The sequence below is a fragment of the Ralstonia mojiangensis genome (assembly GCF_023955645.1).
Lineage (GTDB): Bacteria > Pseudomonadota > Gammaproteobacteria > Burkholderiales > Burkholderiaceae > Ralstonia > Ralstonia mojiangensis.
Window position 1 is genome coordinate 250,399 of the sequence record NZ_JAMXHU010000005.1, and the last position, 25,648, is coordinate 276,046.

A 25,648-nucleotide genomic window follows, 5' to 3' on the forward strand; every position below is an offset into this window, starting at 1 on the left:
CGCGGCAGCCAAAGCGCGCAATCAATGCACTTCCATCTCGGGCCGCTTGACGACGTGCGTTGACTCGAAGCGCGAGAGCTGCGCGAAGATCCACGCGGCCGCACAGGTCATGACGCCCACGCAGACAAACGTCTTGTGGAACGCCGCCAGCGTGTCGCGCCCTTCCGGCCCGGCCGTGAAATCGGTAAAGCCCGTGAGCAACGCGCCCGCTGCGGCCACGCCCAGACTCATCGACAGCATCATCACCATCGAGAGCATGCTGTTACCCGCACTGGCCAGCGGGCCGGTCAGATCCTTCAGCGTAAGCGTATTCATGGCCGTGAACTGCATCGAGTTGAACGTGCCGAAGACCGCCAATTGCACGATGCGCAGCCACACCGGCACGTTGGGCGTCATCACGGCAAAGCTGGCCATCATCAGGCCGACCATGACCGTGTTGACGGAGAGCATGCGGCGATAACCATAGCGCTTGATGGCCCAGGTGCCCAACGGCTTGGCGGCCATGCCGGCAGCGGCCACCGGCACCATCATCAGCCCGGCCTGCAGCGGCGTGTAGCCAAGGCTCACCTGCAGGAGCAGCGGAATGAGGAACGGCATCCCGCCGCTGCCGATGCGCGCAAACAGGTTGCCGAGCACACCAATGGAAAAGCTCGGAATGCCGAACAGCGTGCGCGGAAACAGCGGCCCGGCCACGCGCCCCGCGTGCAGCCAGTACGCCGTGAGCGCAGCCAGACCAAAGACCAGCAGCACCAGCACCGTCGCGTGCTGAAAGCCCAGCTCCGACAGCCCATCGAGCGAGAACGACACCGCCGCCATGCCGAAGGCCAGCATCAGATAGCCAGACCAGTCGAAGCGGTTGTCGTCTTCAGCGTGCACATCGGGCATCACCTTGAGCGTGACCAGCGCGCCGATCACGCCCACGGGAATGTTGATCAGGAAGATCCAGTGCCACGACACGGCCTCCACCAGCCAGCCTCCCAGCGTCGGGCCGATCAGTGGGCCAATCAGACCGGGGATGGTGACGAAACTCATGGCCGGCAAGAATTGCTCGCGCGGCACCACGCGCAGCACGGTCAACCGCCCCACGGGCATCAGCAGCGCGCCGCCCACGCCTTGCACCACGCGAGAGGCAATCAGCATGGTCAGGCTGCGGGACTCCGCGCAGAGCAAGGAACCGATGGTGAACAGGAAGATGGCGGCGAAGAACATCTTTCGCGTGCCGAAGCGATCGGCCAGCCAGCCTGAAGCCGGCATCAGCATGGCGGTCGTCAGCGTGTAGGCGATGATGACCGACTGCATCTTCAGCGGGCTTTCCGACAGGCTGCGCGCCATGGCCGGCAGCGCGGTGTTGACGATCGTGGAATCGAGCGTCTGCATGAACAGACCCATCGCCACCAGCCAGAGGAGCGGTTTCAGCGATTTGTCGAGCGAGGCGGAGGGCGTGGTGGGCATGGGGCGGGGGCAGAAGCGGCGGGGGGTGTGCGAGACAGCCGTCATTGTGGCGTGCCTCGCCCGAGCCCGCAAACGCTGTACCCAGCTCCGCAGACGTATCCGCCCTACCGCCAACAAGGGCACTGGGCTCTGCCTATACTGGAGCGTTCATCCCAGTCACCTCGTGCCTTCCTTCTGCCATGACCACCCGTACAGAACGCGACACCTTTGGCCCCATTGAAGTCCCAGCCGACCACCTGTGGGGCGCACAAACGCAGCGCTCGCTGCAGAACTTCGACATTGCCGGCGACCGCATGCCGCGTGAGCTGATCGACGCGCTCGCTCGCATCAAACGTGCCAGCGCCGTCGTCAACCATCGGCTCGGGCTGCTCTCCGCGGACAAGGCCAACGCCATCGTGGGTGCAGCCGATGAAGTCATCGCCGGCAATCACCCGAACGAATTTCCGCTGGTGGTTTGGCAAACGGGCTCGGGCACGCAGACCAACATGAACATGAACGAGGTGCTTGCCAACCGCGCCAGCGAACTGCTCGGCGGCGAGCGTGGCGAAGCGCGCCTCGTGCATCCGAACGATGACGTGAACCGCAGCCAGTCGTCCAACGATGTGTTCCCGACCGCGATGCACGTGGCAGCCGTGACGGCCATCACACGGCACCTGCTGCCCTCGCTGCGCACGCTGCGCGAGACACTCGCCAAGAAAGCCCAAGACTTCAACGACATCATCAAGATCGGCCGCACGCATCTGCAGGACGCGACGCCGCTCACGCTGGGCCAGGAGTTCTCCGGCTACGTTGCGCAGTTGCAGCACAACGAAACGCACCTGAACGCCGCCCTGCCACACCTGTGCGAACTGGCGCTGGGCGGCACGGCCGTCGGCACAGGTTTGAACGCCCCCAGCGGCTACGCCGAACAGGTGGCCGCAGAATTGGCGCAACTGACCGGCCTGCCCTTCATCACCTCGCCGAACAAGTTCGAGACCATGGCATCAGCGGATGGCCTCGTGCATGCGCACGGCGCGCTGAAAACGCTGGCCGCTAGCCTCACCAAGATTGCCAACGACATCCGGTGGCTGGCCAGCGGCCCGCGCAGCGGCCTGGGCGAAATCTCCATCCCCGAGAACGAGCCGGGCTCGTCCATCATGCCGGGCAAGGTCAACCCCACGCAGAGCGAAGCCGTGACGATGCTCTGCGCGCAGGTCTTCGGCAACGACGTTGCAGTGAATGTGGGCGGTGCGTCGGGCAACTTCGAGCTGAACGTGTTCCGCCCGATGATCGCCTACAACTTCCTGCACAGCGTGCGCCTGCTGGCCGACGGCATGCGCAGCTTCAACGATCATTGCGCCGTGGGCATCGAGCCCAATCGTGACCGTATCGCCGAGTTGGTACAGCGCTCGCTGATGCTGGTGACGGCGCTCAACCCGCATATCGGCTACGACAAATCGGCGCAGATTGCCAAGAAGGCGCACAAGGAAGGCACGAGCCTGCGCGAAGCCGCCCTGGCGCTGGGCTATGTCACGCCCGAGCAGTTCGATGCGTGGGTGCGGCCGGAGAACATGGTCGGCCGCTAACGTGATGTGTCGCGGGCCCGCGGCTTGCTACGCGTGGGCTATCCCTCTCCCATTGCCCGTTTCAAGCGCGCCGGCCCGACCGGCGCCCCCTGCGCATGAAACCCGCCCCCATTCCGGATAACGAAGCACAACGTCTGGCCTCCCTTCAGGACATGCTGTTGCTGTCCACGCCGGATGAGGAACTGTTCGACCGCGTCACGCGCACGACCAAGCGGGTGTTTGAAGCCCCCATCGTGCTCGTGTCGCTCATCGACGCCCAGCGCCAGTGGTTCAAATCGTGCATCGGTCTGAGCGTGCGCGAGACCCCGCGCGACATCTCGTTCTGCGGGCATGCCGTGGCCGAAGACCAGATGCTGGTCATTCCCGACACCATGGCCGACCCGCGCTTTGCCGATAACCCGCTCGTTACCGGCGCGCCGCACATCCGCTTCTATGCCGGGCGGCCCCTCAGGAACCTCGCGGGCTACGCCGTCGGCACGCTCTGCGTGATCGACCAGAAGCCGCGCGCGTTCGACCAGGCCGAACAAGAGCTACTGGACGACCTGGCCAGTTGGGTGGAATCGGGTTTTCGCGAACGTGAACTGAGCGAAACGCAGCGCTCCATCCTGACCGAACTGCAGGTGGCGCGCCACGAGAGCCTGACCGACCCGATGCTGAGCATCTGGAACCGGCGCGCTGCGATGGAACTGCTCACGCGCGAATGCGGCCACGCGATGCTGTATGGGCGCCCGCTTTCACTGCTTGTGGTTGACGTCGACCACTTCAAGCGCGTGAACGATACCTACGGCCACCCCGTGGGCGACACGGTATTGGTTGAAATTGCCCGCACGCTGCGCGTGAATTCGCGCCCCGTCGATGCGGTAGGCCGCTACGGCGGCGAGGAATTTCTGGTGGTGCTACCCGATACGACCACCCTGCAGGCCGCCAGCATTGCCGAGCGCTTACGCAGCGCGGTGGAGGCCCTGGAGATTGCCACGCCCGAGGCCGACATTCGCTGCACTATCAGCCTGGGCCTGGCGAGCTGCGAGCCGGGGCGCAACCTGTGCACGCCCACAGACCTCATCATGCGCGCCGATGCCGCGCTGCTCGCTGCCAAACGGCTGGGGCGCAATCGCGTGATATTCGACGGCCAGCCGGTGTAGGTCAGTCCGGCGCAGGCTCGCCGCCGCGGCGGGCAACGCGCACGTCAATGCGTTGCGGTGCCAGTGCCTGCTCGAACACCGCGCGCGCGGCATGCGTCGTACCGGTGCCGCACATGAACGCATCGATGGCGGCAAACCCATGCTCGGGCCACGTGTGAATGGAAAGATGCGATTCCGCAAGTAGCAATACGCCAGTCACGCCGCCCTGCTCGCCAGCGGGCAACCCCGTGCGCACGGAATCGAAACGATGCAGATGTGCATGCAGGATGGTGGCGCCCAGTGCGTTGGCAGCATCGCGCAGCGCGGTTTCCAGTGCAGCGGCATCGCGCAGCAGCGCAGGCGCCACGCCGTACAGATCGAGCAGAAGATGCTCGCCCACGGCAGCGGACGCTTCTTGCGCAGAAAGCGCTGCGTCAGTGCGCGTCACTTGTGGCCCCCGCTGAAACCGCCGCCATAACCGCTGCCGCCCGATGAACCGCCCCAGTAAGACGATCCGCCCGTGCTGCTGCCGTATGACGGCGTGCGCGGCGCGGCAAAGCCGGCCTTCCAGTCCATATAGGTCGCGCCAATCACCACCGCCACGGCATAGAGAACGAACCAGTTCTTCATTCCCCGCCCCCAATCTTGGCAACCAGCCACGCGGGCACCAGCAACAGCAGCGCCGCAAAGAACGTGATACCAAACACCGAGCCTGGCGCCATGAAGAACGGTACGAGGTTCAGCAGACCGAGCAGCACGCAGGCCACCACCGCCACCGTCATGTAGTTCGACGACGATGCCTTGGCCGGCTCCGCCACCACCTTGCCGAACCACGCCTTGATCTGCGCGGCACTCACCGGCGTGCTTTTAGACCACGTCAGTTCATGCGCGTCGCTCTCCGCCGCGAGGCTTTCCTCGCCTGCGGTGTATTCCACAACGCGCGTCTGGTCGCCCGATTGGACACGCCAGTTGAAGGCGCCAGCGGCGTAGGTCACGCGCGAGGTGTAATCCTCGTCGCGGGCGTAGATCTTGCCGTCGAGCACCGCGGTGCGCCCGTCCCGCTGGGTGGGCCAGCGGTCGAGCACGTTGGCGCGGAACCAGCCGTCATCGGTTTCGACCATCCAGCTGAAGCCGCGCTTTGGCGTGTACAGCAGATATTCAAACCATTCGCCGCCGCCATCGACCACCGCGCGGCGCATCACGCCGATCACCTGCCACTGCAGGCCGTCGATGAGCGCCTTGTCGCCCAGCTCCAACGTGGTGACCACCTGCGGCACCGACCGCGCGCGCGCAATGATGTCGCCGCGCGGCGTGGCCGCATCGATGGTCGCACCGCAGCCGGGGCACAGCACGTGGCCCGTCAGGCCGGGGCTGAACGGAATCGACGTGCCGCACTGCGGGCAGTCGAGATTCGTGAGCTTGCCCGGAACGCGGCCGGCGGTTTCCTTGATCTCGGCGTCGGTGCGCAAAAGCTGGCACTTGAGCACGTCGAGCGTGGTGGCTTCGCCCACGTAGAGCGTGGGGGCCGTGCCGTCGGAGTAATCCAGCGTGATGAAAGCGTCTTCGCGGCGGCCGTCGGCCACGCGCGCATGCCAGCCCTCGCCCACGCGGAACGGCAATTCGCCCTGGCCGCCTGTGCAATCGGCCTCGCGCACGTCGGACAGCGTGAATTGCGTGCCCTCGGCGTCGTAAAGCTGGCCGGGGCGCAGCGCCTCGAACGCCACCGCATTGGCCGGCGTGCCGCGGGCGAACGTCATCGTGACTTGCCCGGACGCTTCTGCAAGCCAGCCATCGGTGCCGTCGTCAAACAGCACGTACCACTCGTTCCAGAAACCCGCGTCGTAGCGCAACTGGATGCGCCCGACGACTGTGAACGCCTTGCTCTTGTAGCGCCCGGTGGTGCCGATCTGCACACGCGCGTAGTCCTCCAGCACGGCGGACATCTTGCCGATATCGGAGAGTGTCTCGCCGTCGCGCAGCAGCGTGCTTTTGCAGAAGCTGCACACCGCCATGACGGCAGCCGCAGACTTCAGTTCCACCGGCGCGCCACACGCCGGGCAGTTGGCATGAAACATGGTCAGGTCGTTCGATTGCGCGAAAATTTGCGCAGAAAAACGGGCGGCTTGCGGTGCCGCCCGGTCATCCGATCAGCGGGGCCGAAGCTCAGCCTCCGGTCAATGCCTTGAGCACGGCAGCCTTGCCGGCGTCAAAGTCAGCTTGCGTGATGAGGCCCTTGTCGAGCAGTTCCTTGAGCTTGGCAAGGCGTGCGGTCGGATCGTCCGCTGCCGGAGCGGCAGGTGCCGCAGCCGCGGGTTGAGCCGCCGGAGCAGCCGCCCCGCCAGCGTTGCCTTGCACCGCCGTGCGCAGGCTGTCGGCCATCGCCTGGCCCATCGCCAGCCCGGCCGCCAAACCCGCGCCCGTACCGGCGATGCCGCCCTCGTTGCGCGCGGCCAGCGGCAGCGATTCGGCCGTCTGGTATTGCGTGAAGCGCTGCATGTCGCCGGTCATGTCCATGCTGATGCGGCGGTCCAGCGCGGCCTGCAGCTCGTCCGGCAGCGTGACACTGGAAACCTGGAAGCTGTCGAGCGCCAGGCCGTACTGCGTGAACTGCGGCAGCAGCGCCTCGCGCACCTTGTTCGACATCAGCATCTGGTTGGCGGCCAGGTCCAGGAACGGCACGCCGGATTCGCCAAACGCGGTGGCCATCGCCCCCATGATGACGGGGCCAAGCTGCGCCTCGACTTCATCCACGGTGTAGATGTCGCGCGTGCCGCTCACCTGCTGGTAGAACAGCTTCGGATCGGCCACGTGGTAGGCATACACGCCAAAGGCGCGCAGGCGCACCATGCCGAAATCCTTGTCTCGCACCGTCACCGGCTGCGGCGTGCCCCAGCGGCGGCCGAGCTGCTGGCGCGTGCTGAAGTAATAGACATCGGACTTGAAGGGGGACTCGAACAGCTTGTCCCAGTTCTTCAGGTACGTGAGAACGGGCAGCGTTTGCGTGGTCAGCTTGAAGGTGCCGGCGCTGAACACGTCGGCGATCTGGCCTTCGTTGACGAACATCGCCATCTGCGAGTCGCGCACGACCAGGGTGCCGCCGTTCTGGATTTCCATGTCCTGCATTGGATAGCGCCAGGCAAGCACGCCGTCTTCGCTTTCCGTCCATTGCAGGATGTCGATGAACTGCTTCTTGATGAAACTGGACAGGCTCACAGCAAACTCCTTCGCGATGATTCGCGGGGCAGGAACAATCAGGACAAGGTCAGGACAAGCACGCCGCGTTGATCACGCCCACGGCCAGCGCGCTCACGCCAAACAGCATACCGGCGGCGATGTTGTTGTGCTCGATCTGCAGGCGGTAATCCGGCATCAGCCGCGTGAGCACCAGGAAGACAATCAGCTGCACCACCGACGCCATCACCGCCCAGAACAGGAACGGCACCAGGCCATCGGCATGCGTGATACTCGACGCAATGGTCAGCACGAAGCCAAGCAGCGCACCGGACAGCGACAGCGCTGCCGCAATATTGCCTTCACGGATCAGCTTGAACTCGTCATACGGCGTCAGGCGCAGGTAGACGAAAAAGAAGCCGGAGAACACCATGGCGCCGGCCAGCAGGTGCGAAGCGTAGGCGATCACGGAAGCGGTCATGTCGGGCATGGGAAGGCCGTGCAGTACATAGGTGGCGCCACTATAGCGGCTGATGCGCCGCTTGCGTACCCCCCGATGCGGCCATGCAGCCGCCGGCTCGCCGGGAGGGAAAAAAGGCGGCACAATCGCGCTCGCCTTGGCATCCGCCGTTTGTTAACGTCCCTTCATTTTCCACCTTCGCAGCATGTCGACGCCGCAGCCTGACGCCACATACGAACCCACGCAGCCTGCGGGCCGCGGCAATGCCTTGCTGGTCCTCGCCGTCTTCGTGGTTGCCTCGTGCGGGCTCGCTTACGAATTGATTGCCGGGGCATTGGCCTCGTATCTGCTGGGCGATTCCATCCTGCAGTTCTCTTCCATCATTGGCGCCTATCTCTTTGCCATGGGCATCGGCTCGTGGCTCTCGCGTTACGTGGCCGATGACGCGCTACTCGCCCGCTTTGTCGATCTGGAATTGCTGGTCGGGCTATTCGGCGGCGTATCCGCTGCGGCGCTGTTTGCGTTGTTTGCGCTGGAATCGGCGCCGTTCCGGCTGGTGCTGTACGCGCTGGTCACGGTGATCGGCGTGCTGGTCGGCATGGAGATCCCGCTGGTGATGCGCATGCTGCATCGGCGGCAGGCCAAGTTTTCCGATCTCGTCAGCCGCGTGTTGACGTTCGATTACCTGGGCGCGCTGGCGGTGTCGCTGCTGTTTCCGCTGGTGCTGGCGCCGCGCCTGGGGCTGGTGCGCACCGGCTTCCTGTTCGGCCTGTTCAATACGGCGATTGCGGTCTGGACGCTCTGGCACTTCCGCACCGAGCTGGCGCTCACTGCCCGCATGCGCACGGCGATGGCGTGGCGCGCCGGCGCAGTGGCAGCGGCATTGCTCGCCGGCTTTGGCGCATCGGACAAGCTCACGCATTGGTCGGAGCGCGCGCTTTTTGGCGACGAGATCATCCATGCGATTTCCTCGCCGTATCAGCGGCTGGTGGTGACGCGCTGGAAAGACGACCTGCGCCTGTATATCAACGGCAACCTGCAGTTTTCCTCGCGCGACGAATACCGCTATCACGAGGCGCTGGTGCTGCCTACGCTCGAAGCCGTGCGCGGTGCACGCCGCGTGCTGGTGCTGGGCGGCGGCGACGGCCTCGCGCTGCGCCAGATCCTGAAATACCCGCAGATCGAGCACGTCACGCTGGTCGATCTGGACCCGCGCATGACCAACCTGTTCTCGCACGCCGAGGCACTGGTCGCGCTCAATCAGCATGCGTTCAGCGACCCGCGCGTGACGGTTGTCAACGCCGATGCGGCGCAATGGATGCAGACCGCCACCGACATGTTCGACGTGGCCATCGTGGATTTTCCCGACCCGTCGAACTTCAGCATCGGCAAGCTGTATTCGGTGCCGTTCTATCGGCTGCTGTCGCGCCATGTGGCGGATACGGGCCTGGTCGTCATTCAGGCCACGTCACCGTATTTCGCGCCGCGTTCGTACTGGTGTGTGGATGCGACCTTGAAGGAAGCCGGCTATCGCACGTGGCCCTATCACGCGCTGGTGCCGTCCTTTGGCGAATGGGGCTTCATCCTGGCCGCACCGGGCCGCGCCGATTTCCAGCCGCCCACGTCATACCACGTGCCGACACGCTTCCTGGATGCCGACACCACGCACCAGATGTTCAGCTTCGCGCCCGACATGCCGCGCCCGCAGGTGGAGCCCAACCGGCTGAACAACCAATCGCTGGTGCGGTATTTCGAAGAAGACTGGCACGGCGTGCTGCGCTGATGACCGGCACATCATGAACAGCAGACGCAGCTTTCTGGTGGGCGCAGCAGCGGCCGGCGTGGCCGCGGCGGGTGCGGCTTCGTGGGCGGGCTTTCGGGCCTTTACAGAAATCACGCCTAACGTGCGCATGCCCGGCCAAGCTGCCGGCCACCAATTGCGCGATCTGCGCGCGGTGCCGGCACCATCGGAAACGCGGCGCGTGGGCGTTGCCATTTGCGGCAGCGGCGTCGGCGGGTTGAGCTGCGCATGGCGCCTTGTCAAGAGCGGCCGGCGCGATGTCGTTGTCGTCGAGGGACCGGAGCGCTATGGCAATGCCGCGAGCGGTGCGTTCGGCACGCAGCGCTTCCCGACCGGTGCGCATTATCTGCCGCTGCCGTCGATGGAATCGACGCACGTGCGCGAGATGCTGGCCGACTTTGGCGTGATCGAGCGCAACCCATTTGCGTTGCGTCCGACGTACGACGAACGCGTGCTCGTTCACGCGCCCGATGAACGCCTGTGGCTCGGCAACCGCTGGCAAGACGGCTTCGTGCCGCATGAAGGCATTACCGAAGCGGAACGCGCCGAGCACACCCGCTTCTTCGCCCAGATCGACAGCCTGCGCCAAACCAAGGGCGCCGACGGCCGCCGCATCTTTGCCGTGCCGACGGCGCTCTCGTCCGCAGACCCGGCATGGCGCGCGCTCGATGCGTTCACATTCCGCGACTGGCTGCACCGCGAGGGCTACCGCGCCGCCACGCTGCACTGGTACGCCGATTACTGCTGCCGCGACGATTACGGCGCCACGGCAGATCACGTTTCCGCCTGGGCCGGCATTGCGTACTTCGCCAGCCGCGGCGGCATGGCGAGCAACGCCGAACAAGGCACCGTGCTCACCTGGGCGGAAGGCCTGGACTGGATGGCCGAGCGGCTGTTCAAAGCCGCCGGATTGAACGAACCGGGCCGTTTGCTACCGGGCAGCGCCGCGCGCATCGGCATGACGAACGAGGCCGGCGCACGCGTCTTCGCCGATGTACTGCAGGCAGACGGCAGCGTCGTGCGCCTGCTGGCCGATCACGTGGTCAGCGCGATGCCGCTGCACGTTGCCAAACACATCGTCGAGGGCTTTGATGTGCCCGCCGCCGAGTTGCCCGAAGCCGCGCCATGGCTGCTGGCGAACCTGCTCATTGATGGCTTTCCGCCCGAACACGACGACACGCCGCTGGCGTGGGACAACGTGGTCTATCGCGGCACGGGCCTGGGTTATGTGGTCGCCAATCACCAGGACATTCGCGTCGGGCCGCCCGCGCAGAGCGTGTTCACGGCCTACGTGGCGCTGTCGGACATGTCGCCCAAGGCCGCGCGTGAATGGCTGCTGAAGGCATCGCCGCAAGCGCTGCTCGATCGCGCGCTGGCCGATCTGGATACGGTGTACGGCATTCGCCTGCGCACGCAGATTCGCCGGGCCGACCTGACGCTGCGCGGCCACGCGATGGCGATTCCCACACCGGGCTTTCTGTCCCGACCCGGCATTGCGCGCCTGCGTGAGAGCGCCGGGCCGATCCACTACGCGCATGCGGACCTGTCCGGCTACTCCGTGTTCGAAGAAGCGGCGTGGTGGGGAGATCGGGCGGCGCGGCGCATCCTCGGTGGCTGATTGTTAGCGCCGCCGCAGGGCATCTAGCGCAACCGCTCAATCTCGGCCATCAGTTCCCACGTGGCCGGATCGATATCGCTGCGCTCAAGCGCCAGCGATAGATACGCTCCGATCATGTCGACAAACCCGCGCGCAAATGCGGGGGGATATGCGCTGCCCGTGTACTGCATCAGTTGCTGCCGCAGGAGGCGCGGCCGGTGCTGCCCGAACTCGCGCACGTAGGCCTGCGTTCGGCAGAGGAATGTTCGCGCTTCCAGCGCACCGTCAAGGTAGACGCGGCGTTTGGTGAGGGTCATTGGCGGCTCCCGCATCGCAACGAAACGTGGCACAGCCAAGGTGGAGAAGGAAAAGACGCGGGGCGACGCCCGCTGAACACAACAGTCATGGAGCCTCCTACGGATAGCAAAAGGCCCGACATTTCGCTGCGAACGAGGGTGGCGGGCCCGACGACAGGGTTCGCAGACCGGCCCGTAGGACGCCGGCAGACCTTTCGGTCTCCCTGCCCGGCCCGCCATGGTGCAGGCGTGCGCGAGCGCGGACGTGAAAAAGCCGCGCAAGGCGGCCGTCCGGCCATACGGAAAAGGATAGGCTGCGAAACCCAGCTGCCGTTGGTGCAGCAGCGCCGTGAATTATAGCGGCGGCAACGGCACAGCCCACGTGCCAGTTTGCAGCATTTCGTGATCGCGCCTTACCGCCAAACCCGCCGTCCTGTGTGGGCTTACCAGAGCGTGCGGCCGAAGAACGTCAGCGCGCGGTCCCACGCATGTTCGGCCCACACCGGGTCGTACTGTGTGATGGCGATGCGGTTTTCGCCCACGGCCGTTTCATTGGCGAAGGCGTGGTGCGCGAGATAGCGGTGGAAGTCCACGTCGACGCCGGCATCGACGAGCTTCTTTTCCAGCGCATCGACGCCCTCGATCTTGAAGGCGGTGTCCTGCGTACCCCAGTGGCCCTGCACCGGCACCTTGATCTTCGAGGCGTCGATGTATTCCAGCGGAGGGTAGCCGTACCACACCACGCCGGCATCCGCTTCCGGCACGTTGCTCAGCGTCAGGAGCGTCAGCGCGCCGCCCATGCAGTAACCCGTCACGCCCACGCGGGCGCAGGTCTGCTTGAGGTATTGGACGGCGCCGCGCACGTCCTGCGTGGCCGCGTCGCCAAAATTCAGGTTGGTCATCAGGTGGTGGGCTTCCTCTTCCTCTACCGTCATCTTGCCGCGGTAGAGATCGGGCACCAGCGCCACGTAACCCGCGCGCGCGAGGCGGTCGGCCACGCCGCGAATCTGGTCATTCAGCCCCCACCACTCCTGGATGACGACGATGCCGGGGGCGCCTTCCGCCTTGGCGGGCTTGGCCAGATAGCCCTGGACATCCTGCCCGTCCGGGCGCTTGAACGAGATCATGGATCCTTGGGTTGCGGTCATGCGATGGCTCCTCTGCCTGGAACGAAAGCGCACAGGATAGTCCTGACGGATGAAATTTGCAGCCAGCGCTTCGGCGGCAATGAGCCTTTGTGCGCCGTTGCCCTGCCGATACCCCTCCATCAGAGGTGCCGATACGCAGCCCAAAGTCTCTATCATGGCGGCACGTTCACATCCGATTGCCTCCCATGATCAAAACCCTCGGTCTCATCGCTTACCTGCTCGTATTGCTGATTCACGTCTATATCGTTGTGCTCGAAATGGTGCTCTGGAAGACGCGCGGGCCCAAGGTCTTCGGCATGACGCCCGAGAAAGCCGCTGAAACCGCAGCCATGGCGTCCAACCAGGGCCTGTACAACGGCTTTCTGGTGGCTGCGCTGGTGATTGGGCTGGTGGCGCCAGACCCGACCGTCAACGCGTCGTTCGCGCTGTTCGGGCTGATCTGCGTGGCGGTGGCCGGCATCTGGGGCGCCATTACCGTCAACAAGCGGATTCTTTTCGTGCAGACCGTGCCGGCTGTGGCGGCGTTGGTGCTGGGGTGGTTCGCCTAAAGGCGTGGGGCGTTGAGCGCTGAAGCGACGGCTGCAATGCTTGTCTGCCTCGCCGCTGCGCACTAGCTTGAAAGAAGTCAGGAGCGCATTAGATGCGCTCTCGCCAACCGGGTCCTGCATATGCCGCCTGCAGATTGTCGGACGCTCCGAATACTGGGCCGGGCGCTGCTGCTGGCAACCCTGGTGTGGGGCCCTCCCGTCTCCGCTCAAGTGAGGAACGCCATGACGCTCACCTTGACCTCTCCGGCCTTTGCCGCCGGCGGCGAAATCCCCAGCCGCCTCACATGTGAAGGCGCGGATACATCGCCTCCGCTCGCATGGGCCGGCGCTCCGGCCGGCACACGCAGCCTGGCATTGATTGTCGATGACCCCGACGCCCCCGACCCCGCCGCACCAAAGATGACGTGGGTCCACTGGGTGCTCTACAACATCCCGCCCGCCACGACTTCGCTGTCGGAAGACGCGTCGCGCAAGGGGCTGCCTCCCGGCGCACGCCCCGGCAACAACGACTGGAAGCGCACCGCATACGGCGGCCCCTGCCCGCCCATCGGGCGCCATCGCTACTACCACAAGCTCTACGCGCTGAATGTGGAACTGCCGGAGCTTGGCGCACCTACCAAGGCCGAGCTGGAGCGGGCCATGCGCGGCCATGTGCTGGCTGAAGCCGAACTTGTCGGCACGTATCAGAAGCACGACCACTGAGCCGATTCGTCGGAAGTTGAGGCAGGCTGCCTCTCAAGGCTTGGCAACCGCGCCCTGGCGAAACAGCGCATACGGCACGCCCCGCTCCGGGTGTGCCGTTGTCTGGTTGATGAAGCGTTCGACATCGGGCACGTCATGTAGGGCGGTCATGAACGGCGCCAGCGCATAACTCGGCGCCACGCAGCCCTGCACCAGCATCCACCGCTCCCATATCGTCACCCACAGCGTGGTGTTCTGCTTCCATCCCGGCACATGGATCGACATCCATTGCAGGCGCCGCTTCGCAGTCTCGGCAATCTCATCGTCGTACGCGAAGGAGTTGAACTGGCGGCAGCGCCCTTCCAGCCAACAATGGTTGCCGTGCTCGATGCGGTGGTGCGAATCGCGCTTCCATTCCGCCTCGGTGATGCGCGGGCCGGCCGGCTCAGGGCAGTTGGCTACGCCTGACGATATCTGGAAGAACGGGTCGTGACCGCGGTTCTGCAGGTCGTCTTCAGCGTGGGTGGCCGGCGCAGCCAGCAGCAGCGCCAGAACAAGACAGCGTGCGGAAATCATCACGGTGGCCTCCTCGCCCGCACGGGGGCGTCGGCTTGAGCAATGCAGCGAAGGATAGGCGCAAAGCGGCGGACCATCCAGACGCCCCGGACGACTCCCCAAACTATCTCGACTGCACGTGCGCCGCGAGCATCGAGGCAAACACATCGTGCAGCTCGGTCTTGCCGAAACGCTGCTCCGACACGCCCTTCTCCACGTCGATCTGCCCCGCGTTGACCGCGTCGTACAGTTCGGTGATGAGCTGTACATGGTTCGTGCTCAGACCGGCGCGTTGCAGCATCGGCGCCCAAGCGGTGCGCGGCACGGCGTCGGCAACAATCTCTCGGCCGATAACGGCGCTGAATGTGCGCGCGACGTCGGTCAGGCTCACGCGACGCGGGCCCTCCACGCTGACGATGCGCGGCGTTTTGGCCGATGGCGCCTCCAGCAACAATTCGGCGGCCAGCGCACCAACGTCTTGCGTGGCGACAGTCGCAAACGCGCGGTCCAGCGGCTGGTGCAGGCTCGGCAGCCGTCCCGTTGCCAGCATGACGGGCAGCATCGCCGCCCAGTTCTGCGCGTGCTCTGCTGAACGCAGCAACGTCAGGTGCGTCGCCAGCGGCTTCAGCCGCGCTTCCAGCAGATGAAACAGCCGCGTCAGGCCGGTGCCCCGGTCCAGTTCTGCGCCGTAATCGGACAAGGCCAGGACAGCCGACGGCGGGTTGGCGCGCAGCGCATCGGCGGCCACGTCGATCATGCGCTCCATGGTCGACGCCGGGTCTGCATCACGCACCGGCACCGGACACAGAATCTGCACGCCCGTGGCGCCCTTGATGGCCGATGCGACGGAGGCCGGATCTGTCAGGTCGGCAATCGCAATGTCGCAGCCGAGCTTGGCCAGCGCCTCGCCTTGCCGGGCATGGCGCATCACCGCGCGCACTGGCCGGCCCGCGTTGCGTAGTGCCGTGGCGGTGGCGTGGCCAACTTTGCCCGACGCCCCAAAGATGACAAACATGTTCGCGCCCCTCTCAAGTGGGAGGCACGAGCTTAGAGCGGCCCCGCAAACCCGACTTGCAGGAACGGAGGAATCTGGCAGATTCGGAGGATTGGCTACCCGGCCAGCGTGTCCACAGAAGCAGCCGCAGCCTTGCCCGCGCGCGCGATGTCACGCGGGCCCACACCGAGCAACCGTTGCATCCACTGCGTCATGTGGCTCTGGTGCGCGAAGCCGACCTCGAGCGCGACCTGCGACGCGCTGCAGCGGCCTTCCAACAGCAGCGCTTTCGCGCGTTCCACGCGGCGCTGCACGACATAGCGATGCACCGGAACACCCAGCGTTGCGCGAAACAGCACGTTGAAATGCGGCACGCTCATGCCGGCCTGCGCCGCCAGTTCGGCCAGCGTCAGGCGCTGATGCAGATGGGCTTCAATGTAGTCGATCACGCGTGCCGCCACGCGGGGCGCCAGCGTGCGAGGGCTGTTGACCGCCCCGGCAGCCACATCCCGACTGCTGTTCAGCAGACGAACGACCAGCGCTGTGCACAGGCTTTCCGCATACAACGCATCGGAGGTGTCTTCCGCCTCCAGTTCGGCCCCCAGCGCAGCGGCAAGATGATGGACGCGCGCATCGCGCCATTGCAGTCGCGGCGGCATGTCTACCGGTGCGCCCATCTGTTCGCCGATGCTGCGTACAAACGTGTCGGTGATGGCGATGCGCAGAATCCGGCAGTCGGCATCGTCCGTCCACATGCCAGGCAGGCCGGCGGGAATCACGTTCGCATCGCCGTGGGCCTGGATGCCCGAATAACGGCGGCCGTCGCATACGCAGTTCGTCCGCACGGGTGCGCCGACATGCACGGTGACGCGGTGATGCGCCATGGCGGGCACGCGATACGTGCCGGGGCGGATACCGAGCAGCGTTGCGGCAAAGCCGTCCCAACCGAGCCCCTCGCTGGAGCGCAGGCTGACGGAAGCGGGTTCAAGCAAGGCGGCGGGCGTGAAGGCGTTCATGGCAGGGGCGGAGGTTCGGTGGCGCCTCGACATTCTGCGCCCATACGGCGCCCTATGGAGACACGCCGATGGATCGCGACGCATTCGTCAGCGCGCTAAGAGCGGAGGGCTTTACCGAACTTGTCCTCGTTACGCGAGACGCGGGCGAGCTGGGCACGCACCCGTTCGAAGCGAAAGCGCTCATCCTGGCATGAAAATTCATATCTGCGCAGACGGCGCCGAGCCCGTCCGCCGGCCCGGCGACACATTCCACCTGGCAGCCGACGCACCGCACACCGAGCGCTACGGCCCGCAAGTTGTGCAGCACCTGGTGGCGCGGCGCTAACGCCGGCGGCTCAGGCGCGCGCCGGATACTGCGCGAGCACCTTGTCGCGAATCGACGGTTTGATGTTCGCCAGCGACATGTTGCCTTTGTAATGCGCCACCACGCGCGGGTTCATCATGCGAAACCACAGCGGCGGCACATAGGCGATCAGGATCATTGCGGCATAACCGGCAGGCAGCTGAGGCGAATGCTCAAAATGCCGCAGCGCCTGGAATGACCGCGTTGGGTTGGCGTGGTGATCGGCATGCCGCTGCAATTGATACAGGAACAGGTTCGTCACCACGTGGTTGCTATTCCATGAATGCTGCGGCGTGCATCGCTCGTAGCGGCCGCTGGGCAATTGCTGGCGGCAGAGGCCGTAGTGCTCCAGGTAGTTCACCACCTCCAGCAACGACGCGCCGTAGATGGCCTGGATGATCAGGAACGGCACCGCCTTCAGCCCGACAAACGCGATGCACACGCCCCACAGCACCACCGTCATCGCCCAGGCATTGAGCACATCGTTGCGCCAGGACCAAACCGAGTGGCCATGCTGTTCCAGCCGGCGCTTCTCCAATGCCCACGCCGATTTGACGCTACCTACCACCGTTCGCGGCAAAAATTCCCAGAACGACTCGCCATAGCGCGCACTTGCCGGATCGGCCGGTGTGGCCACGCGCACGTGGTGGCCGCGGTTGTGCTCCACATAGAAGTGCCCGTAGGCCACTGGGGCCAGCGTGATCTTCGCGAGCCACCGCTCGAAACGGTCTGTCTTGTGACCAAGCTCATGCGCGGTGTTGATCGAGATGCCCGTCACCACGCCCACCGAAAACGCGAACGCAATGTAGTCGTACCAGGCCAGGTCATACGTGCGCAGCACCCACATCGCCACCGCAAAACTCACGTAGAGCACGGTGGTCGCCAGGTAGACGATGCGGCGGTAGTAACGCTGTTTTTCCAGCGTCGGGACGACGTCTTCGGGCGGGTTGTCGCGGTCGTCGCCAATCAGGAAATCGAGCAGCGGGATGATCGTGAACACGATGAACGGCCCCGCCCACCAGAGCGGATGCCAGCCCGTCGCAAGCGCCGAAACGGCTGCGATGATGGGTAGCGTGATGGTCAGCGCGCCGAGCATCCAGAGATAGCGCTTGCCGTCGGTCCATTCCACGGACGCGACCATGCCGGGTGTTGCCATTGTCTTCCTCCTGTTTTGCCCCGCTGGGTGGCTTGGCTTGTGTACGCACATGCGTGCGCCGCCGGGGTCGTGCCCGACGCTTGCGTTATAGGCGCAGCAGGAGAAGAGACCAACGCCAGAAACTAGGCGCGAAACTCCAAACAAAGCGGCCGCCGCGCGGCCCTCTGGAGGCGAGAAAAAAGCAGGTGATTGAAACGGACGATTTAAAAACGGTCGTTCGATTTTGGTGCGACGCACCTGAACACAGACTCACAACAACCGTTTATGCCAGCCCCCGAAGGCGCCGGCGGGCAATGCGGATCAGGCGAATGTGGGGAGGAACGTGTTGACCGCTTCGAGCACAGTGGCCTCCTGCTCCCGATGCGGCACGTGCCCGCAACGCTGCACGAGTTTGAGCGTGGCGGGCGCACCGGCCAGCGTGACGATGCGCTCGGGCTGCGCAGTCGAGCCGTATTCGTCTTCGGTGCCGTGCAGCGCCAGCACGGGGCTGCGCACAGCGAGCAGCGCGTCGTCAAGGCACCACTGCGCAAACGCCGGAGACAACCACGTGTTGACCCACGCATCCAGCACCCATTGCGCCTTGCTGCCGTGATAGCGCTCCAGCCGGCCCATCTGACCAGGCTCGGCAAACTGTGCCTGGGCAACGCGGATGCCCTCGCGCGTTTGCTCTTCCACAAACGCCTGCGCCGACTCCGTAATCAACCCCGCGCAGCGGCCCGGATACGCCGCCGCAATCGACACGGCCATCCCACCGCCAACGCTGTGGCCGAAGACGATGAAGCGGTCTACGCCAAGCTGCTCGATCAGCGCGGCAAAGCCACCGTACGCTTCCTGCTGGATGAAGCCCGGATCGAGCTGGCCCGGAAAGGCGTCGGATCGGCCGAAGCCGAGCCGGTCGTAGGCGATGACCGCATGCCCGGTCGACTGCGCCAGCCGCTGCGGAAAATCACGCCACAGCGCTACACAGCCGAGCGAATCGTGCAGTAGCACGATGGGCGGTTTGGCGGCATCGTCTAACGGGCCGCCCCACTGCCTGGCATGGAGACGGCCATCGGGTGTGGTGATCCATGCCTCGGCGCCATCCGCCGAAACCGCAGAAAGCGACTCAGCCATCCCGGTCTCAGAACAGGCGGTCGAGCCAGCCGTGCGGGTCCGGTGCGCGGCCGTTCTGCAGATCGACCAGCGCCGCCTTCAGCTTGGTCGTCAGCTCGCCTGCCTTGCCATCGCCGATGGTGAAGTTGTGCTTGTGGCCCTTGACCTTGCCGATGGGCGTGACAACCGCGGCGGTGCCGCAGGCAAAGGCTTCACGCAGGCGGCCGCTTTGGGCGTCGGCCTGCCATTGGTCGATGGAGTACGGCTCTTCACGCACGGTCAGGCCCATGCCGCGCGCCAGCGTGATCAGCGAATCGCGCGTGATGCCGGGCAGGATCGTGCCGGTCAGCGGCGGCGTCTGCAGCAAACCGTCATCGAAGACGAAGAAGACGTTCATGCCGCCCAGCTCTTCAATCCACTTGCGCTCCACCGCATCGAGGAAGACGACCTGGTCGCAGCCCTCGCGGGTGGCTTCCGCCTGGGCGACCAGGCTGGCGGCGTAGTTGCCACCGCACTTGGCCTCGCCCGTGCCGCCGGGCGCGGCGCGCGTGTAATTGTCCGACACCCAGATCGTGACGCCTGACGATGCGTCGCCCTTGAAGTACGCGCCCACCGGGCAGGCAATCACGCAGAATAGGTATTCGGCCGACGGCTTCACGCCCAGCACCACTTCGGTGGCGATCATGAAGGGGCGCAGGTACAGCGACGAGCCCTGGCCCGACGGAATCCAGTCACGATCGAGCTTGACCAGCTCGCGCACGGCCTGCAGGAAGAGATCTTCCGGCAGCGCGGGCATTGCCAGGCGCTTGGCGGAGTTCTGGAACCGGCGCGCGTTCGCCTCCGGGCGGAACAGCGCACCGCCGCCGTCCGGGAGGCGGTAGGCCTTCATGCCCTCGAAGATTTCTTGTGCGTAGTGCAGCACCAGCGTGGACGGATCGCACTGGATCGGGCCATGCGCGCCGATTTTGGCGTCGTGCCAGCCCTTGCCTTCGGTGTAGCGAATGGTGGCCATGTGATCCGTGAAGACGCGGCCGAAAGCTGGGTTTTCCAGCAGGCGCGCCCGCTCTTCCGCCGGAACAGGGTTCGGGCGCTTCTCGATCGAAATAGCCGATTCGACAACGTTGTTCATACCGTCTCCAAGAGTGCGAGGGGGCACAAAAATGCCCAAACCGCTATTTTGCGCCAACGGCGATGCAATTTGGTTGCGTATTCACGCACATACGGTATTGCAGGCGCCGGAAAAACAAGGCGGTTGGACGGGCGCCCAGGGGCATCAAGCGCCGTAGCTCCATGGCCGAGACGCCGCCTGACTGAGGAGGAATACCGCACCGGAATAGCGCCGTCGCCCGGGCATTCGCGCGCCGGCCGGAACGGGCGCCAGAAGGCTTGATGGGCGGGCATCACCCCTGCGGGACTTGAAACCCTATGGTACGGTTGACGGAATGAATGTCATGACTCGCCATCCCCTGCTGGTACACGGCGGCACAACGGTGCCGCCAGGGAGCGTTGCGCACCATGAGTGATGCGAAACGCGATTCGCGTCGCCAGATCCACGCCGAAAAAATTGCCGCCAGCCGAGCATTGCGCCTGAGCGTGCCGGCGGAGGCTCGGCCCGCGCCAGTGAGCCGGAAAGACTGGCTCCGGCAACGGAAGGAGCAACTGCAGGCCGCCCGCGTTGCCGCCAAACAGCGACGTGATCAACTCAAGGCAGAAATCCTCTCGGCCGCGCAAGAAGTTGCCCGCGAAGAACGGGTAGCCGCACGACTGGAAGCGGAACGCGTCAAGGCAGAAACTAAGTCAGCCAGCGTGCATGCCAAGGAAGACGCACGTGCTGCGGCCAAGTTCGAACGCAGCAAGCCAGGCCGATCAACGTCAAAGCGCAAGACGCTCGGAGCGGGGAAGCGCAAATTAGTCTCTTACGCCGATCTTCTGCGCATGCGCGGATGAGCCCGGCCTACGCTGACCCTGCAATCCTTAGCGCGCCTGCACAGCCTCGGCTTCTACGTTCTTGGCACGAACCGGCATGGGCTTGCCGTCGAGCTTGCGAAAAATCCACGCAGAAAACACGGTCACGACGCCCATGGTGAAGAACGCCAGCCGATAAGCCGGCGCGGCCACACCAAGCTTGACCGAGAAAAGGCTGACAAGCCCGCCCCCGATCGATACGCCCAGGCCGATTGCGAGCATCTGCACCATCGAGAACAAGCTGTTGCCGCTGCCCGCATCCTGATGCGACAAGCCTTTGAGCGTGATGCTGTTCATGGCCGCGAACTGCATCGAATTGGCCCATCCGAACACCGACAGTTGCACGATCGATAGCACCAGCGGCCAGCCCGGCGACATGGCCGCAAACGAGGCAATCGAGACACCGACGACCCACGTGTTGACCTGGAGAAACACGTCGTATCCGAACCGGTTCACAAGCGGGACGACCCAGCGCTTGGCGAGCATGCCGGCAACGGCAATCGGCAATAGCAGCAACCCGGAATAGAACGGCGAATACCCAAGCTGCAACTGGAACAGCAGCGGCAACAGGAATGGCACGGCGCCGGAACCGATGCGGCAGAACAGGTTGCCGATCAGCCCAATGCTGAAGTTCGGCTCGCGAAAGAGCGCAAGCTGGAACAGCGGTGCCACACGCCGCCTTGCGTGCGGAACATAAAGAAGCGCGCTGACGATGCTCACGGCGATTAGCGCCACCCTCCACGGGCTACGCGCACCGTTTTCGAGCGCTAGCGAGAACGCCACCATGCACAACGACAGCAGCCCGCAGCCAAGCCAATCGAATGGCGCCACGGCGCGCACGGCGTCCTGCGGCAGATAGCGCCGTACCGCAAACAGTCCGACGAAACCCACCGGCACGTTGATCAGGAAAATCCAGTGCCACGAGACATCCTGCACAAGCCAACCGCCCAGGGCGGGCCCCAGGAGCGGACCAACCTGCCCCGCCACCGACACGAAGGCCAACGCTGCGATGTACTGCTCGCCCGGAATATTGCGCAGCACCGCCAGCCGGCCGATCGGCAACAGCATCGATCCGCCAATCCCCTGCAGCACGCGTGCGATCACCAGTTGCGGCAGCGTGTGTGCCATCGTGCAGAACACCGAACCGAGAACAAAGATCAGGATCGCGCTGAAATAAACGCGCCGCGTGCCGAACTTGTCTGCCAGCCACCCTGATGCTGGCGTCAGCATGGCCATGGTGAGCGTGTAGGCCACCACCACCGATTTCAGGTCGAGGGGCTTTTCACCCAGGCTGCGCGCCATGGATGGCAGGGCGGTATTGACGATGGTTGTGTCCAGCGCCTGCATGAAGAAGCCGGCAAAGACGATCCACAGCATGGCCTTGTGGGAGGCGTTCTGCGGGGCGGCGGGAGTTGAAGCGGTCTGCATGTGAATCCTGGAATACCTGCCCGGAAAGCGCCGGACATCCACCCGCAATGCTACCGACGGACGGCCAATCGGGAACCCCTCTAGAGACGTTGACTGTTATCGGAAAACCCGATAACAATGCCCGCATGCTCAATCCCGTCTGGATTCAAACCTTCGCCGCGGTGGCCGCCGCCCATAGCTTTACGGAGGCCGGGCGGCAGCTTGACCTGTCGCAATCGTCGGTCAGCGATCACATCCGCCGGCTTGAGCAAAGCGTGAACCGGCGGTTATTTGTGCGCGACACCCATTCGGTGTCGCTTACGCCCGACGGGGAGGCGTTACTCGTTCACGCGAAGCTGATCCTCGAATCCCTGGCGCGCGCCGAGCTGCAGTTCAGTGCGCCCCGGCTGCAGGGCCGCGTTCGGCTGGGCTCTTCGGAAGACTTGGCGCAGGGGCCGCTGCCCAATCTGCTTGCCGCTTTCCGAGCCACGCATCCGGATGTCGAGCTTGAGATCACGATGGGGATGACCAGCAAGCTGTACGAAGGCATCGAAGACGGCTCGCTCGATCTGATTGTCGGCAAACGCCGCGAAGGCGGCCGACGTGGTGTCCCGCTATTCCGAGGGCAGCTCGAATGGCTGGCGCGGCCCGGTACCGTGGTCGACGTGAGTCAGCCGCTGCCGCTCATCCTCGTCAACGAGCCGAGCGTGACCCGCGCCATCGTGCTGGACACGCTGGCCGCGGCGGGTTGGCTGTGGCGCGTGGTCTGCACCAGCAGCAGTCATTCCGGGTGTATTGCCGCGGCGCGCGGCGGGCTGGGGATTACCGTGCGCGCGCAGAACCTCGCGGGCGGCGGGCTGGTACCGCCCGTGAATGGCGATGTTTTGCCGCCGCTGCCGGCAATCGAATTCATCACGTTGTCTGCGCGGCGGCTGAGCAAGCCTGCGGAGACGCTCTTACAGCTCATCCGCAAAAGCGACCTGCGCGCCGGGCGGACGGACTGAACAACGTTTACCGTTACGAGAGCACGGCCTCATCGACTTGCTGGGCAATCTGCGCAACTTCAAGCCGATTGCCGCCCAGCGATTTGGCACGGTAGAGCGCCTTGTCTGCCGAAGCCAGGCCATCCGCCAGCGACGGCAGATCGGCGTTGAACTCTGCCATGCCAATGCTGACTGTCGCCAGAATGCCGGCGCTGTCGCTGCGGCGTTGAACCGCTTCTGCAAAGCACTTGGCCACGGCCTCGCCCCGCGTTCTTGCGTGGCGCGCGTCATCACCCAACAGCAGCGCGGCGAATTCCTCGCCGCCAATGCGCGCAAGCATTACGCCGGGGCCAAGCACACCCTGCGCGATTTCCGCAAACACCTTGAGAACGGTGTCGCCAGCCTGGTGTCCGTAGCGGTCGTTGATGGCCTTGAAGCGGTCCAGATCGAACACGAGCGTAGCGACTGGGCCGTTGCTGCGGACGCCTTCGATCAGACGTGTGCCCTGCTCAAAGAACCAACGGCGATTGCCAAGGCGGGTCAGGTAGTCCGTCTGCGATTCGCTCAGAAGCTGGCCGTGTGCCTCGTCCCGAATGAGCTTCAGCAACGTCATCGGCAAGACCATCGCGTACAAGACGCCCTCGATCATCGTCAACTTGCTGGCCAATGGCTGCATGGCTGGCCCGAATGCCGACACCAGGCCGGGCAGCGCGATCCCGCGGGCAAGGTAGAGCACGGCATGCAACGTCGTCACAACCACCACCAGTTGGCGCGGGCGCAGCGGCTTCATCACCTCGCATCGCCACATTTCGCGGGCCGTCATCGCGCTGATCAACGCAATCGGAATCGCGCTGACGTAGTTCCACAGGAGGTCTTGCCACTGCGCACCCCAGATCGCCCAGACCAGGGCCATGCCGATAAGCACGCCCGCTGCGCCGCCGCGATACTCCCGCCCGTTCAGCGCCGCCACGCCGGACAGCACCAGCAAATAGCCGCACAGCATGATGAGGTTGCAGAGTGCAGCCCCCATCGCGCCAGGCACTGCATGGCGGAACAGCACGGCCGTGCAGCCGAGCGCGAGCGTCGCAAACCCGGCCGCCAGCAGGCGCAACGCCTTGCTGCGGCGGGGGTTGGTCCGATGCTCCCAGAACAGCATTCCAGCGCTGGCGAGCAGGATGCCGACGGCAAGGAGATAAAGGGTAAGAAGATCGACGTACATCCGGATATCAAGACAGGGCGCCGAGCATGGCGGCGCGCGCTCCGGATTTTACGTGGGAATGTCGTCGCGCATCGGGCGCGGCGCCCCCTCCCTACGGGGGTGAATGCGTTATCACTCGCAGCGAAAAACGCTGGAAATGGCGTCAAAAACCCGTGTGCCTGCCGTTGCGTGCGTCCCCGTCAAACACGTACGAGGACGACGCCAACGACCCACCCGGCGCCGCCAGCAATTCGCGGCAAGCCGCCCGGATGCTGCGGGATACCCAACAGCACGCGCTATCTGCTCGCGTTCAGCCTCGAGACAAGCAGCGCATATTTTTCCGGCGAGGTATCAACCAACGCGGCTTCGCGCGTGGAAGGCGAGTCGTCATACGGCACCGGCTCGGCAAACTGGCTCACGGTCAGATCCCACGCCTTACCGTCGATCCGGTTGTAGAAGTGCGTGCCGCCTGGCGTCTGCGTGGTGAGGATGTCACCGCCAAAATAATCCTGCACGACAAGCGAAGTCACGCTGCAGTGATTCTGCGCAGGATTCGACGGCGACCAAGCGTTGGTCGGACTCGACGTGTCTCCAGACCAGACGCGCGAGATGGTTCGGTATAGATCGAGAGGCGTTGCGAAGGGGTTCGATACGGGTGGCATCTGATCTTCCTGGTTCATCGATAGGAAAGCGGCGGTTGATTCGAGGTTGGGTACCCGGTTACTGCGACAACGCATGGAACGCGCAAAAACAAAAAGCCCCGTCGTGGTCGGCGGGGCTTCGGTGCGCATGGTGTTGCAGACTGCTAATGCGTGCACGCCCCCAGAGGCCGTCCCCAATGGGCATGCGCGTGATGCTGGATCGCAATGGTGAGGGACGTGTGGGCTTGCATGGGGACGAGTGTGCCTTCCGGCGTGAGTCGCGTCAACGAATGTCGGTTGACCTTCGACGCCGGCGTGCACATCCTTGGGACGCAACGTGGCGAGGCAGTTTTCCATTGTTTAGCGCGGCGACGGTAGAGCCGTATTTCGCCCCCCACGTACTGAAAAACCAACCGCAGGTGCCACGGCTTCCATGGGTGGCGCCAGGCACGCATCGG

Annotated in this window: 27 protein-coding genes; 10 read left to right on the top strand and 17 right to left on the bottom strand. The window is 64.8% G+C overall.

The features are described 5' to 3' along the window. Positions 1-21 precede the first annotated feature (21 nt). Positions 22-1,452, bottom strand: a complete 1,431-nt coding sequence (mdtD, locus tag NG898_RS21575) for a multidrug transporter subunit MdtD (protein WP_252694348.1) — start codon at positions 1,450-1,452, stop codon at positions 22-24. 179 nt (positions 1,453-1,631) lie between these two features. Between mdtD (NG898_RS21575) and fumC the strand changes: the two genes are divergently transcribed. Both fumC and NG898_RS21585 read left to right on the top strand, forming a co-directional pair. Beyond that, on the top strand, positions 1,632-3,017 hold the full coding sequence (fumC, locus tag NG898_RS21580; protein WP_252694349.1) for a class II fumarate hydratase: 1,386 nt from the start codon (positions 1,632-1,634) through the stop codon (positions 3,015-3,017). Positions 3,018-3,112: 95 nt separating this feature from the next. After that, entirely contained in the window at positions 3,113-4,159 is a 1,047-nt protein-coding gene (locus NG898_RS21585) for a sensor domain-containing diguanylate cyclase (RefSeq protein ID WP_252694350.1), read from the top strand. A 1-nt stretch (position 4,160) separates the two neighbouring features. Here NG898_RS21585 and speD read toward each other — a convergent pair whose 3' ends face one another. From speD to NG898_RS21610, 5 genes are all read right to left on the bottom strand, one after another. Beyond that, positions 4,161-4,586, bottom strand: a complete 426-nt coding sequence (gene speD / locus NG898_RS21590) for an adenosylmethionine decarboxylase (RefSeq protein WP_252694351.1) — start codon at positions 4,584-4,586, stop codon at positions 4,161-4,163. Then, on the bottom strand, positions 4,583-4,768 hold the full coding sequence (locus tag NG898_RS21595) for a hypothetical protein (RefSeq protein ID WP_039375299.1): 186 nt from the start codon (positions 4,766-4,768) through the stop codon (positions 4,583-4,585). Before NG898_RS21595 ends, speD begins: the two co-directional genes overlap by 4 nt. Continuing rightward, complete coding sequence (locus tag NG898_RS21600) at positions 4,765-6,213, bottom strand: DUF4178 domain-containing protein (protein ID WP_252694352.1); 1,449 nt, start codon at positions 6,211-6,213, stop codon at positions 4,765-4,767. Before NG898_RS21600 ends, NG898_RS21595 begins: the two co-directional genes overlap by 4 nt. 88 nt (positions 6,214-6,301) lie before the next feature. Then, positions 6,302-7,351, bottom strand: coding sequence for an SPFH domain-containing protein (locus tag NG898_RS21605; protein WP_252694353.1), 1,050 nt, complete (start codon positions 7,349-7,351; stop codon positions 6,302-6,304). Positions 7,352-7,400: 49 nt separating this feature from the next. Beyond that, positions 7,401-7,799, bottom strand: coding sequence for a DUF350 domain-containing protein (locus tag NG898_RS21610; RefSeq protein ID WP_252694354.1), 399 nt, complete (start codon positions 7,797-7,799; stop codon positions 7,401-7,403). A gap of 175 nt (positions 7,800-7,974) precedes the next feature. Here NG898_RS21610 and NG898_RS21615 point away from each other — a divergent pair, with 175 nt between their 5' ends. Together NG898_RS21615 and NG898_RS21620 are read left to right on the top strand one after the other, a co-directional pair. Beyond that, positions 7,975-9,552, top strand: coding sequence for a polyamine aminopropyltransferase (locus tag NG898_RS21615; protein WP_252694355.1), 1,578 nt, complete (start codon positions 7,975-7,977; stop codon positions 9,550-9,552). A gap of 13 nt (positions 9,553-9,565) precedes the next feature. After that, positions 9,566-11,188 carry an NAD(P)-binding protein gene (locus NG898_RS21620; protein WP_252694356.1) on the top strand — a complete coding sequence of 541 codons (1,623 nt, stop codon included), beginning with the start codon at positions 9,566-9,568 and terminating at the stop codon, positions 11,186-11,188. Between the two features lie 23 nt (positions 11,189-11,211). Here NG898_RS21620 and NG898_RS21625 read toward each other — a convergent pair whose 3' ends face one another. Together NG898_RS21625 and NG898_RS21630 are read right to left on the bottom strand one after the other, a co-directional pair. After that, positions 11,212-11,484, bottom strand: a complete 273-nt coding sequence (locus NG898_RS21625; protein ID WP_024978502.1) for a hypothetical protein — start codon at positions 11,482-11,484, stop codon at positions 11,212-11,214. A 422-nt stretch (positions 11,485-11,906) separates the two neighbouring features. After that, positions 11,907-12,611, bottom strand: a complete 705-nt coding sequence (locus NG898_RS21630) for a dienelactone hydrolase family protein (protein ID WP_252694357.1) — start codon at positions 12,609-12,611, stop codon at positions 11,907-11,909. A gap of 185 nt (positions 12,612-12,796) precedes the next feature. Between NG898_RS21630 and NG898_RS21635 the strand changes: the two genes are divergently transcribed. Then, a complete protein-coding gene (locus NG898_RS21635) occupies positions 12,797-13,159 on the top strand; it encodes a DUF1304 domain-containing protein (RefSeq protein WP_024978500.1) in 363 nt (120 codons plus the stop codon). A 222-nt stretch (positions 13,160-13,381) separates the two neighbouring features. Next, positions 13,382-13,861 carry a YbhB/YbcL family Raf kinase inhibitor-like protein gene (locus NG898_RS21640; RefSeq protein ID WP_252694358.1) on the top strand — a complete coding sequence of 160 codons (480 nt, stop codon included), beginning with the start codon at positions 13,382-13,384 and terminating at the stop codon, positions 13,859-13,861. Between the two features lie 33 nt (positions 13,862-13,894). Here NG898_RS21640 and NG898_RS21645 read toward each other — a convergent pair whose 3' ends face one another. From NG898_RS21645 to NG898_RS21655, 3 genes are all read right to left on the bottom strand, one after another. Then, positions 13,895-14,416, bottom strand: coding sequence for a BON domain-containing protein (locus tag NG898_RS21645; RefSeq protein ID WP_252694359.1), 522 nt, complete (start codon positions 14,414-14,416; stop codon positions 13,895-13,897). A gap of 103 nt (positions 14,417-14,519) precedes the next feature. Beyond that, on the bottom strand, positions 14,520-15,410 hold the full coding sequence (locus NG898_RS21650) for an NmrA family NAD(P)-binding protein (protein WP_252694360.1): 891 nt from the start codon (positions 15,408-15,410) through the stop codon (positions 14,520-14,522). 95 nt (positions 15,411-15,505) lie between these two features. After that, positions 15,506-16,405: a helix-turn-helix domain-containing protein gene (locus NG898_RS21655; RefSeq protein WP_252694361.1), complete on the bottom strand. Its 900-nt coding sequence runs from the start codon at positions 16,403-16,405 to the stop codon at positions 15,506-15,508. A 68-nt stretch (positions 16,406-16,473) separates the two neighbouring features. Here NG898_RS21655 and NG898_RS26260 point away from each other — a divergent pair, with 68 nt between their 5' ends. Continuing rightward, complete coding sequence (locus NG898_RS26260) at positions 16,474-16,599, top strand: hypothetical protein (RefSeq protein ID WP_392397940.1); 126 nt, start codon at positions 16,474-16,476, stop codon at positions 16,597-16,599. Beyond that, complete coding sequence (locus NG898_RS26265) at positions 16,596-16,730, top strand: hypothetical protein (protein ID WP_392397941.1); 135 nt, start codon at positions 16,596-16,598, stop codon at positions 16,728-16,730. The genes NG898_RS26260 and NG898_RS26265 overlap by 4 nt, the downstream gene beginning before the upstream one ends. 10 nt (positions 16,731-16,740) lie before the next feature. Here NG898_RS26265 and NG898_RS21665 read toward each other — a convergent pair whose 3' ends face one another. The 3 genes from NG898_RS21665 to NG898_RS21675 all read right to left on the bottom strand — a co-directional run bounded on the left by NG898_RS21665 (position 16,741) and on the right by NG898_RS21675 (position 20,125). Next, positions 16,741-17,904, bottom strand: coding sequence for an alkane 1-monooxygenase (locus tag NG898_RS21665; RefSeq protein WP_252694362.1), 1,164 nt, complete (start codon positions 17,902-17,904; stop codon positions 16,741-16,743). Positions 17,905-18,204: 300 nt separating this feature from the next. After that, positions 18,205-19,017 (bottom strand): alpha/beta fold hydrolase, encoded by an 813-nt coding sequence (locus tag NG898_RS21670; RefSeq protein ID WP_252694363.1) that lies wholly within the window; start codon positions 19,015-19,017, stop codon positions 18,205-18,207. Positions 19,018-19,024: 7 nt separating this feature from the next. Further along, the gene (locus NG898_RS21675) at positions 19,025-20,125 is read right to left on the bottom strand and encodes a branched-chain amino acid aminotransferase (protein ID WP_252694364.1); all 1,101 of its coding nucleotides are present in this window, start codon (positions 20,123-20,125) and stop codon (positions 19,025-19,027) included. 386 nt (positions 20,126-20,511) lie between these two features. On the opposite strand from NG898_RS21675, the gene NG898_RS21680 reads away from it, so the two are divergent. Then, the gene (locus NG898_RS21680; protein ID WP_252694767.1) at positions 20,512-20,943 is read left to right on the top strand and encodes a hypothetical protein; all 432 of its coding nucleotides are present in this window, start codon (positions 20,512-20,514) and stop codon (positions 20,941-20,943) included. Positions 20,944-20,970: 27 nt separating this feature from the next. Here the strand turns inward: NG898_RS21680 and mdtD (NG898_RS21685) are convergent, their stop codons facing one another. Further along, entirely contained in the window at positions 20,971-22,389 is a 1,419-nt protein-coding gene (mdtD, locus tag NG898_RS21685; protein WP_252694365.1) for a multidrug transporter subunit MdtD, read from the bottom strand. Between the two features lie 125 nt (positions 22,390-22,514). On the opposite strand from mdtD (NG898_RS21685), the gene NG898_RS21690 reads away from it, so the two are divergent. Further along, entirely contained in the window at positions 22,515-23,372 is an 858-nt protein-coding gene (locus tag NG898_RS21690) for a LysR family transcriptional regulator (protein WP_252694768.1), read from the top strand. A 13-nt stretch (positions 23,373-23,385) separates the two neighbouring features. On the opposite strand, the gene NG898_RS21695 is transcribed toward NG898_RS21690, so the two are convergent. Both NG898_RS21695 and NG898_RS21700 read right to left on the bottom strand, forming a co-directional pair. Continuing rightward, positions 23,386-24,570, bottom strand: coding sequence for a GGDEF domain-containing protein (locus NG898_RS21695; protein WP_252694366.1), 1,185 nt, complete (start codon positions 24,568-24,570; stop codon positions 23,386-23,388). Positions 24,571-24,845: 275 nt separating this feature from the next. Next, positions 24,846-25,340 carry a YunG family protein gene (locus tag NG898_RS21700; protein WP_252694367.1) on the bottom strand — a complete coding sequence of 165 codons (495 nt, stop codon included), beginning with the start codon at positions 25,338-25,340 and terminating at the stop codon, positions 24,846-24,848. Positions 25,341-25,648 lie beyond the last annotated feature (308 nt).

What these genes read in the sequence shown, in the direction of transcription:
- mdtD (WP_252694348.1), bottom strand. Translation starts at nt 1,452, where the DNA reads ATGCCCACCACGCCCTCCGCCTCGCTCGACAAATCGCTGAAACCGCTC.
- fumC (WP_252694349.1), top strand. Translation starts at nt 1,632, where the DNA reads ATGACCACCCGTACAGAACGCGACACCTTTGGCCCCATTGAAGTCCCA.
- NG898_RS21585 (WP_252694350.1), top strand. Translation starts at nt 3,113, where the DNA reads ATGAAACCCGCCCCCATTCCGGATAACGAAGCACAACGTCTGGCCTCC.
- NG898_RS21595 (WP_039375299.1), bottom strand. Translation starts at nt 4,768, where the DNA reads ATGAAGAACTGGTTCGTTCTCTATGCCGTGGCGGTGGTGATTGGCGCG.
- NG898_RS21600 (WP_252694352.1), bottom strand. Translation starts at nt 6,213, where the DNA reads ATGTTTCATGCCAACTGCCCGGCGTGTGGCGCGCCGGTGGAACTGAAG.
- NG898_RS21610 (WP_252694354.1), bottom strand. Translation starts at nt 7,799, where the DNA reads ATGCCCGACATGACCGCTTCCGTGATCGCCTACGCTTCGCACCTGCTG.
- NG898_RS21615 (WP_252694355.1), top strand. Translation starts at nt 7,975, where the DNA reads ATGTCGACGCCGCAGCCTGACGCCACATACGAACCCACGCAGCCTGCG.
- NG898_RS21620 (WP_252694356.1), top strand. Translation starts at nt 9,566, where the DNA reads ATGAACAGCAGACGCAGCTTTCTGGTGGGCGCAGCAGCGGCCGGCGTG.
- NG898_RS21625 (WP_024978502.1), bottom strand. Translation starts at nt 11,484, where the DNA reads ATGACCCTCACCAAACGCCGCGTCTACCTTGACGGTGCGCTGGAAGCG.
- NG898_RS21630 (WP_252694357.1), bottom strand. Translation starts at nt 12,611, where the DNA reads ATGACCGCAACCCAAGGATCCATGATCTCGTTCAAGCGCCCGGACGGG.
- NG898_RS21635 (WP_024978500.1), top strand. Translation starts at nt 12,797, where the DNA reads ATGATCAAAACCCTCGGTCTCATCGCTTACCTGCTCGTATTGCTGATT.
- NG898_RS21640 (WP_252694358.1), top strand. Translation starts at nt 13,382, where the DNA reads ATGACGCTCACCTTGACCTCTCCGGCCTTTGCCGCCGGCGGCGAAATC.
- NG898_RS21645 (WP_252694359.1), bottom strand. Translation starts at nt 14,416, where the DNA reads ATGATTTCCGCACGCTGTCTTGTTCTGGCGCTGCTGCTGGCTGCGCCG.
- NG898_RS21650 (WP_252694360.1), bottom strand. Translation starts at nt 15,410, where the DNA reads ATGTTTGTCATCTTTGGGGCGTCGGGCAAAGTTGGCCACGCCACCGCC.
- NG898_RS21655 (WP_252694361.1), bottom strand. Translation starts at nt 16,405, where the DNA reads ATGAACGCCTTCACGCCCGCCGCCTTGCTTGAACCCGCTTCCGTCAGC.
- NG898_RS26260 (WP_392397940.1), top strand. Translation starts at nt 16,474, where the DNA reads ATGGATCGCGACGCATTCGTCAGCGCGCTAAGAGCGGAGGGCTTTACC.
- NG898_RS26265 (WP_392397941.1), top strand. Translation starts at nt 16,596, where the DNA reads ATGAAAATTCATATCTGCGCAGACGGCGCCGAGCCCGTCCGCCGGCCC.
- NG898_RS21665 (WP_252694362.1), bottom strand. Translation starts at nt 17,904, where the DNA reads ATGGCAACACCCGGCATGGTCGCGTCCGTGGAATGGACCGACGGCAAG.
- NG898_RS21670 (WP_252694363.1), bottom strand. Translation starts at nt 19,017, where the DNA reads ATGGCTGAGTCGCTTTCTGCGGTTTCGGCGGATGGCGCCGAGGCATGG.
- NG898_RS21675 (WP_252694364.1), bottom strand. Translation starts at nt 20,125, where the DNA reads ATGAACAACGTTGTCGAATCGGCTATTTCGATCGAGAAGCGCCCGAAC.
- NG898_RS21680 (WP_252694767.1), top strand. Translation starts at nt 20,512, where the DNA reads ATGAGTGATGCGAAACGCGATTCGCGTCGCCAGATCCACGCCGAAAAA.
- mdtD (WP_252694365.1), bottom strand. Translation starts at nt 22,389, where the DNA reads ATGCAGACCGCTTCAACTCCCGCCGCCCCGCAGAACGCCTCCCACAAG.
- NG898_RS21690 (WP_252694768.1), top strand. Translation starts at nt 22,515, where the DNA reads ATGCTCAATCCCGTCTGGATTCAAACCTTCGCCGCGGTGGCCGCCGCC.
- NG898_RS21695 (WP_252694366.1), bottom strand. Translation starts at nt 24,570, where the DNA reads ATGTACGTCGATCTTCTTACCCTTTATCTCCTTGCCGTCGGCATCCTG.
- NG898_RS21700 (WP_252694367.1), bottom strand. Translation starts at nt 25,340, where the DNA reads ATGCGCACCGAAGCCCCGCCGACCACGACGGGGCTTTTTGTTTTTGCG.